At 50.2% G+C, this 12,235-nt stretch carries 11 protein-coding genes; 4 read left to right on the top strand and 7 right to left on the bottom strand.

Annotation, left to right across the window (positions count from 1 at the left end; translation table 11 throughout):
• Positions 1-21: 21 nt before the first annotated feature.
• Complete coding sequence (locus DXH47_RS06750) at positions 22-1,923, top strand: heavy metal translocating P-type ATPase (RefSeq protein WP_129032602.1); 1,902 nt, start codon at positions 22-24, stop codon at positions 1,921-1,923.
• Between the two features lie 72 nt (positions 1,924-1,995).
• Here the strand turns inward: DXH47_RS06750 and DXH47_RS11670 are convergent, their stop codons facing one another.
• The 4 genes from DXH47_RS11670 to DXH47_RS06735 all read right to left on the bottom strand — a co-directional run bounded on the left by DXH47_RS11670 (position 1,996) and on the right by DXH47_RS06735 (position 5,463).
• Positions 1,996-2,142 (bottom strand): hypothetical protein, encoded by a 147-nt coding sequence (locus tag DXH47_RS11670; RefSeq protein WP_170954975.1) that lies wholly within the window; start codon positions 2,140-2,142, stop codon positions 1,996-1,998.
• A gap of 164 nt (positions 2,143-2,306) precedes the next feature.
• Positions 2,307-2,864 carry an NEAT domain-containing protein gene (locus DXH47_RS06745; protein WP_129032601.1) on the bottom strand — a complete coding sequence of 186 codons (558 nt, stop codon included), beginning with the start codon at positions 2,862-2,864 and terminating at the stop codon, positions 2,307-2,309.
• A gap of 1 nt (position 2,865) precedes the next feature.
• The gene (locus tag DXH47_RS06740; protein ID WP_170954974.1) at positions 2,866-4,104 is read right to left on the bottom strand and encodes an NEAT domain-containing protein; all 1,239 of its coding nucleotides are present in this window, start codon (positions 4,102-4,104) and stop codon (positions 2,866-2,868) included.
• 573 nt (positions 4,105-4,677) lie between these two features.
• The gene (locus tag DXH47_RS06735; protein ID WP_129032599.1) at positions 4,678-5,463 is read right to left on the bottom strand and encodes an Ig-like domain-containing protein; all 786 of its coding nucleotides are present in this window, start codon (positions 5,461-5,463) and stop codon (positions 4,678-4,680) included.
• Between the two features lie 632 nt (positions 5,464-6,095).
• Between DXH47_RS06735 and zwf the strand changes: the two genes are divergently transcribed.
• Positions 6,096-7,583: a glucose-6-phosphate dehydrogenase gene (gene zwf, locus DXH47_RS06730; RefSeq protein ID WP_129032598.1), complete on the top strand. Its 1,488-nt coding sequence runs from the start codon at positions 6,096-6,098 to the stop codon at positions 7,581-7,583.
• Between the two features lie 132 nt (positions 7,584-7,715).
• On the opposite strand, the gene DXH47_RS06725 is transcribed toward zwf, so the two are convergent.
• The gene (locus tag DXH47_RS06725; RefSeq protein ID WP_129032597.1) at positions 7,716-8,513 is read right to left on the bottom strand and encodes a tyrosine-protein phosphatase; all 798 of its coding nucleotides are present in this window, start codon (positions 8,511-8,513) and stop codon (positions 7,716-7,718) included.
• Positions 8,514-8,834: 321 nt separating this feature from the next.
• On the opposite strand from DXH47_RS06725, the gene DXH47_RS06720 reads away from it, so the two are divergent.
• Complete coding sequence (locus DXH47_RS06720) at positions 8,835-9,617, top strand: SDR family oxidoreductase (RefSeq protein WP_129032596.1); 783 nt, start codon at positions 8,835-8,837, stop codon at positions 9,615-9,617.
• On the opposite strand, the gene DXH47_RS06715 is transcribed toward DXH47_RS06720, so the two are convergent.
• Positions 9,614-10,051 carry a GNAT family N-acetyltransferase gene (locus tag DXH47_RS06715; protein WP_129032595.1) on the bottom strand — a complete coding sequence of 146 codons (438 nt, stop codon included), beginning with the start codon at positions 10,049-10,051 and terminating at the stop codon, positions 9,614-9,616. The two genes, DXH47_RS06720 and DXH47_RS06715, sit on opposite strands and share 4 nt — an antisense overlap.
• 269 nt (positions 10,052-10,320) lie before the next feature.
• Between DXH47_RS06715 and gndA the strand changes: the two genes are divergently transcribed.
• Complete coding sequence (gene gndA / locus DXH47_RS06710; RefSeq protein WP_129032594.1) at positions 10,321-11,763, top strand: NADP-dependent phosphogluconate dehydrogenase; 1,443 nt, start codon at positions 10,321-10,323, stop codon at positions 11,761-11,763.
• A gap of 82 nt (positions 11,764-11,845) precedes the next feature.
• Here the strand turns inward: gndA and DXH47_RS06705 are convergent, their stop codons facing one another.
• On the bottom strand, positions 11,846-12,085 hold the full coding sequence (locus DXH47_RS06705) for a hypothetical protein (protein ID WP_129032593.1): 240 nt from the start codon (positions 12,083-12,085) through the stop codon (positions 11,846-11,848).
• Positions 12,086-12,235 lie beyond the last annotated feature (150 nt).

Raw genomic sequence — 12,235 nt, 5'->3', positions numbered from 1 at the left:
TAATAGAAAGGAACGACTTACATGGCATTTCAACGTTACATCTTTCAACACACCACGCCCATCACCTTCTGGTCGGCAGGATTGATCATTCTGGGATTTCTCAACTCCTGGTTCGTCCACCTCAGCTACCTGACGGCAACGGTCTGGATCATCGCATCGATCATCGCAGCCGCCCCCATCGTCTTACGGGCGATTGGTGCCCTGAAGGCCCGCGTCTTCAGTATCGAACTTCTGGTCAGCATCGCCGTCATTGGGGCGTTTGCTATCGGTCAGTTTGAGGAGTCAGCCATCGTGACCTTCCTCTTTCTGTTCGGATCCTACCTGGAACAAAAGACCCTGGCCAAGACGCGCGGCGCCATCAAATCGCTGACCGAAATGGCCCCGACGACCGCACTCTTACTCGACAGCACCGGTGCCACCAGTGAAGTCGACGTCGACGATTTGGATGAAGGTGACGTGGTCTTAGTCAAAGCCGGGGGCCAAGTCCCCGTTGACGGCACGGTCACTGACGGCTCCGGGTACGTGAACGAAGCCTCCATCACCGGTGAATCCCGACCCGTCGGTAAACAAGTCGGTGACGCTGTTTATTCCGGCGCCATCGTCGAAAGCGGTACAGTCCAGATCAAGGCCACCAAGGTCGGCGACGAAACTACTTTCGCTAAGATTATCGACCTGGTCGAAGAAGCGCAGGACACCAAGTCTCCCGCCGAAAAGTTCATCGATAAATTCGCCCAATACTACACGCCCGCCGTCCTGGTCATCGCCATTCTCGTTTTTCTGATTTCTCAAGACTTTCGCCTGGCCATCACGGTGCTGGTCTTAGGGTGCCCGGGGGCCTTAGTCATCGGGGCGCCGGTCTCCAACGTGGCGGGTATCGGTAACGGGGCCAAGAACGGCATCTTGATCAAAGGCGGCGACGTGGTCGACAGCTTGAGCAAAGTCGACACGCTGGTCTTCGATAAGACCGGAACCTTGACCACCGGAAAAATGACGGTCGCCGCCACCAAACGCTACACTACCGATGACAATCTCCTCGGTGGAGTGGCCCAAATCGAACAGGCTTCCGACCACCCATTGGCCCAAGCCATCAAGCAACATTTAACTGCTAGTTTGCCAACTAACGCGACCACTATGCAGACCGACACTATCAAGGGCCAAGGCATGATTGGTACCTGGCAAGATGCCCCCTTATACGTCGGTAATACCAAGCTTTTAGCTGATCATGACATCGCCTTGACCGCCGCCCAAAATGCTGATTTAGACGCCCTACAAGCCGCCGGTCAATCCACCGTCTTAGTGGGTTACCAGGGACAATTGGCCTACATCTTCGGAATTGCCGATCAAATCCGGCCCGAAGTCCCCGCCGCTTTGACCGCCTTAAAGCGCCAGGGCATCAAGCATCTAGTCATGTTGACCGGGGACAACCAAGCGACAGCCAACGCCGTGGCAGCCTTGTTAGCCATCGACGAAGTCCACGCCGACTTACTCCCGGCTGATAAAGTCGACTACGTCAAGCAGTTCCAAGACCAAGGTCGTAACGTTGCCTTCGTTGGGGACGGCATCAACGACAGCCCATCACTGGCGACCGCTAACATCGGGATTGCCATGGGTGGTGGGACCGACGTGGCCATCGAAACGGCTGACGTGGTCCTGATGCAGTCCAGCTTCACCGCGTTGACCCACGCGATTGGCTTAGCCCGTAAGACGGCTGCCAACACCAAACAAAACATCACGATTGCCATTTTGACTGTCGTCTTCTTATTGATTGGCTTGGTCTACGGCTACATCTACATGGCCAGTGGGATGTTCGTCCACGAGGCTTCCATCCTCGTCGTTATCTTCAACGCGATGCGCTTAATTGTTTACAAGCCCCACACCACTAAGCTGGAACCAACTCCGCACCAACAATTGGCCACCAACTAAACACCGTTATTAAAAAGAACGCATCCGAATTAATTTCCGGATGCGTTCTTTTTAATCATCATTGTTGCTAAGTTAATGTTTCGGCGCGTGCCGCCGGGCAATCCAAGTCGCCCCACCGATAAGGATCAAGACCAGGACAATGGCACCGCTTAAGAGCCATTTCATCCCAGATTGAGGTGCGGCCGATTGGGCCTTGAGGTCCTGTGTCTTGTGGGTCACATGCTTGGATGGACTACTAGACTGGGCCGCCGCGACCTGATCGGCCGAACTCGAACTTTGGCTCGGCTTTGAGCTAGAAGACGATGCCGGCTTTTTACTGGAAGTCGAGCTTGCGGCTTTGTGGGACGCCGCAGTGGTCGGCGTCTTTTGCGCTTTCGATGATGCTACACTGCTGCTAGAAGCGGGTTGGGAATGGCGGGCAGCAGTGCTTGTGCTTTTTTTGCGGAGCTACTACTAGTTGTCGCAGTTGCGACAGCGGCTTGGCTGGTATGCTTCTGCTTCTTCAAACTGGGTAATTGCGATTGCTTGAATTTAAACGAAATGTTGTGCTTGGCTTTGTATACGTGCAAAACGTTGATGGCCAGCTTTGCCGTAATCTTATTTTTCATTTGGCTAGCCGTTGCGGTGAACGAGTAGTATAAATTGTAACTCCCCGATTGATGCACCTTTTTGAGGTTCTGTGGGGTCTGCCCGTTAGCTTTTAAGACTTTAACTGGGTACTTCCCTAATGCGTTAGCCGTCTTTAACCGCATCGTCACATAGTACTTGCCGTTTTTGACCGTGACCTTCGCTGGTCGAACAAAGTACTTGCTGGCCATCGAGGTCTTATTCGTGCCGTAAGTCAATGCCGAATAGGTCACCGACTTAGCTTGCGCGGTCGTGGCTAGGCCCAAGGTACTCAGAGCGACAATCGCCGCCGCTAAGAGCCATTTTGCTTTCATCTTAAATCCCCCGCTTCCAAAAGATGACACTGCTAATCAACCCAACGATACCAAACGCGATGGCACCAAAGGCCACGTGATCACGAGTTTGTGGTAACGTGCCCGTATCAGCAGCGGTACTTCCGGTCGTAGTGGCCGTTGGATCGGTGTCACTGGCACTAGCTTGGTCGGCTTGACTACCACTTGCGGTCTTATTCGCCGCGCTGGTCCCCGTTGCAGCTGACCCATTGTGACTGAACTTGAATTGAACTGTAAAGGTTTCGTCAATGCCTACAGTCGGTACCGTGACGTGCAGGGTCCCCTTAAGTAAGTGCTTCAACGTCTTCAATGACGGTACGTTGAAAGTATAAGTATTCGTGTAATATTTGCCGCTCGTGCCGTACGTTACGTTTTGGACCTTTTCACCGTTGACGGTCAATGGCGTAAAGCCCTTTTGGGTCATCCCCGAATTCTTAGCGTATTTCACGGTCAACTTAACCTGGTAATGGTCGCCAACTTTAGTCACCTGGGCGGTATGGGTGTAGAACTGGTTAGCCGCCGAAACCGACTTGCCATCCTCCTTTAAAACTTGGTAGGTCCAGCCAGCGGTAGGATCCGTTGATTTAGTGCTAACAGCATTGGCCTCACTAGTCGCGGTGTCACTGGTAGTTGAGCCAGCGGTCGCAGGTGTACTACTAGACGAGGAAGAACTACTACTGCTCGAAGACGAACTACTGGATGAAGAGGAGCTACTACTACTTGACGATGACGAACTACTAGATGAGGAGGAACTATCGTCATTAGAGACTGACTCGGCCGATGACCAATCTAACTCTAAAATGGCTGGTTCCGTCATGGTTCCCATGCCGACCGACGACAAATCGAGGGTGAACGTAATCGGAATCTGCGTGGCCGTGCTGGTCACGGAAAAGACCAAATTAGTCCCACTAACGACATTATCATCTTGATCATTGACCGTGACAGTTTTAATATACTGCTGTCCCGATTCTTTGATGGGTAAGGTGACATCATACGTCCCGTTCTTAGCGGTGACGGTTGCTGAAGTCGCAAAATACTGGGCAGCTGCTGATGTCGAACTGGTATCTGTGCTTTTCACGAAGGTTGCTGGGACGGTGTATTCACCGTCAGCAAGCGTACTGCTGGCTTGCGCCTTGGTCGCTGGATTGATTCCCAACAGTGCCAAGAGCGTTACCACTACCGCTAGTAAGCCCACTTGAATCCACTTTTCTCTTATTCTCATAACCATTTTACATTCCTCCAACTACTTAAAACTATGGACCTAGTACTGCCCATCTTTGGCAGTGCTGGCTACCGTGATGACACCGGATTGAACCACCGATGACGTCCTACTACCAACGTTCACCATCATCGCCAGAATGGGATGTTGTCGTTCACAACTGCGTTGACTTCAGCCTTAGTGGTTGCGCTTACAACAGACGCCACACAAAGCGTCCAACCAGTGTAAGCAAGTCGGTTTCAAACCACTTTACTGTTATTATGTACCCCCTCTAGAATAGACGAATTGATTAAACCTCCTTTAGTCTACCACAAGTTTAAAATGTCTTCGCTGTGAATAGCTTATTTACGATATTATCATTGTTGTTAACTTATTTATCAGACGATTAATGAAATACTCAAGGCCTATCTCGCCCAGCTTAATTCCCCGTCAATCGGCTTTTCCACGTCCAACTGCCCCCTGATTTCCATCACCTCACTGTCGTTAAGTGACTGAATCAACTTGCCGAAAAAGCCGACAAAAAACGACTTGCGAATAGTCACAAGTCGTCTTTCATTACTATTTTGTGGGTATCATTTACTTCTTAGTAAACGTCCACTTAGCGGCTGGCGCAACGCCGGCCTTAGTCTTGATGACACGGTTCTTGGAGTTCACAATCTTGAACTTCTTCGCCGAAGTGAAGCGCATGTAGAAACTGCCCTTCTTGTTGTGGCGCGTGTAAGTGATCTTCCAGAAGGTCTTAGTCTTTGGCGTTACCTTGTAGGTCGCGTAGGACACTAACTTCTTCACTTTTTTACCATTCTTGTACAGTGTCTGGTTGAAGCCCTTCTTCTGGCTGAAGACGAAGACTTGCGAGTACTTGTTGGCCGTGTTGGACTTCCAAGTGCCCGTTGGCGTCTTCACAGAGAAGCTAGCCGTCTTAGTTGACTTCTTCGTGGACTTTTTAGTCGTGGTCTTTTTCGTCGTCTTTTTCGTGGCTGCCTTGGTGCTGGCTGCTTGGACCCGAATGATTCGGTAGAAGTAAGCCTTAGTCTTTGGGTTGCGGGCGTAAACGTAGACGTTGCTGTTCTTCTTCAGCGTCTTGGATAACTTGGCCGTGTACTTCCCGGTCTTCTTAGAAGCCGTAGCTGTCGCCAGGTTCTTCTTAGCGTGCTTCGTCTTCTTAACCGTAATCTTGGAGCCCTTAGTTGCTTTCCCCGTAATCTTCTTTGAGTTACTGTAAATCTTGTTAACGCTTAAACTCGGACTTACGTAACTGGACGTCTTCTTGGCGGCGTTCGCCGTCAGCGTTGGTGCAGGCATTGCCGCACCGACAGTTGCTAACGTGACCAAGCCAGTCAAGGCTACCATAAACTTTTTCATTACTCCGACTCCTTCACTCTGTGCTGGTCATTTTTAACCGGCATGATTTATTAATTCGCTTCGTAGTATAACAGACTTTTTACATTCTGATGACAAAATATTGCAGGTTTAATGAATTTTAACCTCTTTGTAACTTTTTGTTAGTGGTTTCCACCTCTCGCTAGGCTTGTCATTCTATAATATATTCCGCCAAATTAACCGACTGATCCACGAACTCAAAATTCTGCCACTTTCCAAACTGGCGGCCCCTAAGCCAATTTCTTCCCTCTCCCATTGATTTTTGCTACTCTTAACGCGATAGCGATTACACTTGTCAGGCAAAGCGAACTCATTTTCAGAAAAAATGGCGATATTTGTTTCCGTTTTCATGAAAAATCGTTTCTGATTGTAAACGCTGTTAAATAGGGATTGCAACCGGTTGTCAAAAATTCAATTTCTTGCTTTAAAGGGGTCGCTTTCTCCGCTCGATTAGCGTATAATAATTGACGAAGTGGTCTAGATAAGCTGTTGTGATCACTCGTTGCGGGTTGACTTGCCCCACTCGCAACCATTTAGGAAAAATGTCCGTTTTTCCGCGTAACTCGTTGAACACATCTAACTAAATTGTTTTCATTTTAAGGAGTGACTATCTCGTGGCAACTGAACGTACAGCTTTATTCTTATTCTTCGGTGGGACCGGTGACTTAGCATACCGGAAACTCTACCCTAGTCTCTTTAATTTATATCGCAAAGGCAATTTACGGACCCACTTCGCCGTAGTCGGGACGTCCCGGCAGGCGATGGATCACGAAAAGTTCCGGACGGCCGTCAAGAAATCATTGGCCGACACCGGGAATCGGGTCGAATCTAAGGAAGTCACCGACTTTGCGTCACACTTCTACTATCAAGCCCATGACGTGACCGACACTGCGCACTATGCCGTGGTCAAGGACCTTCTGGACAAGCTCGATAAGAAGTACAAGTTGCAAGGAAATCGTATCTTCTACTTGTCGATGGCACCGCAATTCTTCGGGACCATCGCTCATGACCTGAAGACTCAAGGTTTAATGTCCACTAATAAAGGGGCCTTTAACCGGCTGGTCATCGAAAAACCGTTTGGCCGCGATTACGATTCCGCTAAGCAATTGAACGACGCCCTCAGTGAATCGTTCGATGAAAACCAAATCTTCCGCATCGACCACTACTTGGGGAAGGAAATGATTCAAAACATCGAAGCCATCCGCTTTGGCAACACCCTGGTCGAATCCTTGTGGAATAACCGGTACATCGATAATATCCAAGTCACCCTGTCCGAAAAACTCGGGGTCGAAGAACGGGCTTCCTACTACGACAATAGCGGGGCCTTACGGGATATGGTCCAAAACCACATCATGCAAATCGTCAGTCTACTGGCTATGGAACAACCTGTCGCTTTCACGGATACCGACATCCGGGCCGAAAAAGTCAAGGCACTGCGGAGCTTACGGGTCTATAACGTGGCTGCCGCTGCGACCAACTTCGTCCGCGGCCAATACGGCGCCATCGATGATCAACCCGACTACCGCCACGAAGACAACGTCCCGAATGACTCAACGACTGAAACGTTCGTTGCCGGGAAGCTCCTCTTCGATAACTACCGTTGGTCAGGGACGCCGTTCTACGTCCGGACCGGGAAGATGTTAGCCGATAAGTTCACCCGGGTTGACGTGGTCTTCAAACGGCCGCTCGTCGATATCTTTGCCTTCCCACAAAGCAAATCGACGCCACTCGCTGCTAACGTCTTGACCATCTTCGTGGAACCACACGCTGGCTTCTCCCTGCAATTAAACGCCAAGACCAACGACACCGGCTTCCAGACGGAACCCATCAAGTTGGACTACCTGGTGGACGCTCAGAAGTCCAAGAAGACGCCAGAACCTTACGAACGCCTCTTACACGACGTCTTAAAGGGCGACGGTACCAACTTCTCTAGCTGGCCAGAAGTGGCTTATGCTTGGAAGTTCGTTGACCAGATTCGCCGGGTTTGGGACCTGCAAGAACCAAACTTCCCGAACTACACGCCCCACTCCATGGGACCGGCTTCCGCTGAAGAATTGATTCAACGGGACCACCGGGAATGGATCTACCGACTCAACCACTAAGCATGATTAAAAACCGAAACATCGAAACAAGAGCTTGCTTACCAGGCTCTTTTTTTGTGACCTCCGTCACGCAAAAGCAGGTTATCCAGCATATGATTAGCTGGATAACCTGCTTTAATTTTTAAAATCAATTTAATGGGTCAAGTGAGCCGGCGTTAAGTAGTGGTGCCGAATGGCCTTTTCTTGGGCCGGCGTGATCTTTAAGCCTTTGTGGATATAAGCGCTCATCGAGCCGTATTGGCCCTTCACGTCTTGGAAAAACTGGTTCAGTAACGCCGGTTTAGCCCAGGTCACGTTCAGTTGCGTATTGGATAAGAGGTAGTCGCGTTGGATATCACGACGACTGACGCCTAAAATCGTGTAGATGATGGCCGCAGCCGTCCCGGTCCGGTCCATCCCGTGAGAACAGTGGAACAGTAGACTACCTTTCTTCTGGGCGGCCATCAACGTCAACAACGTGTGGTAGCTACGTTTGGCAGCTGGTTTGAAGGCCATGTCGTGGTACATCCCCGTATCGTCGTCATCGTAGTTCGACCGTGTCCCCAATACGGACGCTTGCAGATAGTTGACGCCTTCGATCAGTTGGTCAGGGCTCTTTTTGATCTGGTCCGTCGTCCGTAAGTCAACGACCTGTTTCAAGTGCAAGCTGGATTGTAACTGCACCATGTCGCCAGCGGTCAACTTGTCCAAAGAATCACTCCGTAAGAGCCGGCCTAGTCTGACCTTTTGGCCACTCTTAGTCCGGTAACCGCCCATGTCCCGGGCATTAGGTGCCCCCGTGAGGTTGATGGCCGGCGTTTTCGTCTGTGAAACAGTTGGCTGTAATGCCGTATCAGTCGCAGTGGTGGCAGCAGCTAGTGCCGGACTCCCCGTCGCTCCAAACAAAGCCAGGGCGCAGCTCACACTCAATAAAACCCGTCGCAAAATCATCTTTTTTCGTTCCCCTTTCTCTAATGCAGAAACAAGCTTACCAACTGCATGTAAAGAACTGGTCTAAGAATGGTAGATTTTGTGTAAATATCTTGCCCATGCACCATCCTGGTCCCACACCGTGTGGCCCACGCATTTTCTCACGGCCACCGGTCCCCAAATGACTTGAACCGGCCCACCTCGAATTGACAACTTTTCAAAAAAAGATTTATGATGAAAGCGGTTTAATCGTTTAACCGGGTCCCAACGCGGCGCAACTTGATTAAAAATACATATTCCGCGCCTGGTCACCCGCCAACTAATTGCAAGGGAGTTTTGCTTATGTCCAATTCACCTGATTTTTCAACTGAGTTCTTTCGCCTGGACGACCAAGTGGCCATCGTCACCGGTGGTGCTTCGGGTCTAGGCTTCTATTACACCAAGGCACTCTTGCGTTCCGGGGCACACGTCCTGGTCGTCAGCCGAACCGATAAAGGCTGGGAAGATTTACGTTCCTTGCCCGATGTTTTCTCCGGTCAAGTGGCCTTTTTGAAGTGTGACCTCACTGCACCCGAAGCGCCCGCCAAAATCGTTAAAATCGCCCAAGAAGAGTTCGACCACATTGATATTCTGGTTAACAACGCCGGCCGGACGATTCGCCAGAACTGGCGTGACTATCAAGACGAAGACTGGCGTAAAGTGATTGAGTTGAATTTGAATGCCCTGTACTACCTTTCTCACGCTGTCGCCAAGGTCATGGCCCAACAAGGACACGGTAAGATCATCAACGTGGGTTCTATGCAGTCCTTCCGTGCTGGGAAAAATATTTTCCCGTACGCCGCCAGTAAGCACGGCGTCGTGGGCTTGACCAAGGCCTACGCCGATGCGTTAGCCGCTGATAATATCCAGGTCAACGCCATTGCGCCGGGCTACATCGACACACCAATGACCAAATCACTGCAAGCCGACCCACAACGTAACCAAGAGATTCTGGCTCACATTCCCGCCGGTCACTGGGCCCAACCTCAGGAACTCATGGGGACACTGGTCTTTCTGGCCAGTCCCGCAGCTAACTACGTGACGGGGACCACGATCCCGGTCGATGGTGGTTACCTGTTGCGTTAATCACGCCGTTGCATCTTAATATGGGGCGTGTGTTGAAACAAAAAGGGCTGTCCCACCGGCATATGATTGAATTTTTCATAAAAGCCCTGTTTATCGACCTGGGCCTCGATCACCACCGGTTGGTCCGCAAAGTGACGGGCCAATTCGGTGGTGATTTGTTGCATCAACTGCCGCCCCAGGCCTTGCCCACGAACTTCCGGCACGGTCAAGACGCGGCCAAAAGTAGCGTGATCGTCCGTTCGAAAGACGCGGGCGTAAGCCACTAATTTGCCACCTTGATACCCTAACAAATGGCGGGCCGTTTTATCCACGGCATCTAACTCCTGATAAATTCGTTGCTGGGCTACCACGAAAGTGCGAATGCGTTCATAAAAAACGTCATAAAATTCCTTAGCGGTTAGTTCCGCAAAAGTCTTAGCTTCCCAAGTGACCATATCAACCACGCTCCCGTAAGTTTCGATTATTATCTAACATACCGCGTTTGTGGTCTCAGGACAATTATTCTTATGATAGCGATTACCGTCTCAAAGGGCTGACAGTCTTGGCATCCCCAAAACTGAAACTAGTCATTGCCACCTTCTGATTGAAAACCAAGCATAATTTTCAAACAATCAGGGGTAAAATAGTTCACTTTCAGATTGTGAGATGATACACTTATCTTTGTAAGGCCTGATTTAATTCTGAACATAAAGGAAGGTTACTAATGGCAGATCAAAAAGCAAACATTGGTGTTGTTGGGATGGCAGTCATGGGCAAGAACTTAGCCCTCAACATTGAAAGCCGCGGTTACACGGTTGGCATTTACAACCGTTCTGATTTCCGGACGAAGGACGTCATGAAGGACCACAGCGATAAGAAGCTGATCCCGAGTTACAACGTCGCTGACTTCGTGAAGTCACTGGAAACACCACGGCGGATTTTGTTAATGGTTAAGGCTGGAAAGCCAACCGATGCTGTTATTCAAGAACTCTTACCATTATTGGATAAGGGTGACGTCTTGATCGATGGTGGGAACACCAACTTCCACGACACGATGGCGCGTAACGCCGAACTCGACAAGTCCGGAATCAACTTTATCGGCATGGGGGTATCCGGTGGTGAACTGGGTGCCTTACAAGGCCCATCCTTGATGCCTGGTGGCCAAAAGGAAGCTTACGATTTAGTTGCGCCTATCTTAGAACAAATCTCCGCTAAGGCGCCCCAAGATGGCAAGCCTTGTGTCACTTACATCGGCCCTAACGGTGCTGGCCACTACGTTAAGATGGTCCACAACGGGATTGAATACGGTGATGAAGAGCTGATCGATGAAAGCTACAACATCATGCGTAACGTTGCCGGTATTTCCGTTGACGAGATGGCTGACATCTTCAAGGAATGGAACAAGGGTGAATTGGACAGCTACTTAGTTGAAATCACCGCTGATATTCTGACGCGCAAGGATGACTTAGGCGACGACAAGAACTTGCCAATCGTTGATGCCATTCTTGACCGTGGGAACAACAAGGGAACTGGTAAGTGGAGCTCTGAAGATGCATTGAACATTCAAGTCCCACAATCAGTTATCACTGAATCCGTCTACGCGCGTTACATCTCCATGATGAAGGACGAACGGGTCAAGGCTTCCAAGGTCTTACCAGCTGCTGAAAAGCAAGGTAAGGTCGACGTTGGCGATAAAGACGAATTCGTCGAAAAGGTTCGTCAAGCCCTCTTCTTCAGTAAGTTGATGAGTTACGCCCAAGGGTTCGAACAACTCCGGGTCGCTTCTGAAACCTACAAGTGGGACCTGAAGTTTGGTGAATTAGCACAGATTTGGCGTGGCGGTTGCATTATCCGGGCCCAATTCCTGCAAAACATCACCGACGCCTTCGACAAGGATCCTCAGTTGACCAACTTGTTGTTTGACGACTACTTCAAGGACATCTCCAAGAAGTATCAACAATCCGTCCGTGACGTGGTTGCCTTGGCCGTTCAAGCTGGTATTCCGGTACCAAGCTTCTCCGCTGCCATCACCTACTACGACAGTTTCCGGGCCGAAGTTTTGCCTGCTAACTTGTTACAAGCACAACGGGACTACTTCGGGGCACATACCTACGAACGTCGGGACCGTAAGGGTGACTTCCACTACTCATGGTACGAAGAACAATAAATTAAAGCCACTAAAAACAACCAGGGTGACCTGGTTCATGGCACAAAGAAGCACGACGAGTTTTTCTCGTCGTGCTTCTTTTTTAGTCTGCTGCCAAATCGGTCTCTAAGGTCACTAACAGGTCGTGCAAGGCTTCCCACTGGTCGATTTCCGTGGTCATGCCCCCTTCCCACTGGGCCTTATCGCGGCTCTTCGCAATAAATTGGTCCCAACTCGCGGCTGCCGTTAATGGATCACGGGTCCGTTGCCACTGGGCCCATGCACTGAGGTGCTGCACCAGTAATTGCGCCGTGGCTGGCGGTAAAACGATGTCGTGTGTCATATTTGGCCTCCCTAATGTGTCTCATGGACACTTTAGCGCCATGATACCAAGCCACCTGATTTTACCGGGACGAATTGTCAAATCAAGTGTAACTTTTTACCGAAGAAAACTTCAGATGGTGTCTTCCAGCCTAAGACCTTACGGGGGCGA

The organism is Levilactobacillus suantsaii, from assembly GCF_004115745.1.
Classification (GTDB): domain Bacteria; phylum Bacillota; class Bacilli; order Lactobacillales; family Lactobacillaceae; genus Levilactobacillus; species Levilactobacillus suantsaii.
The sequence above is the reverse complement of the archived record's forward strand: the minus strand, read 5'-3'. Positions and strand labels throughout refer to the sequence as shown.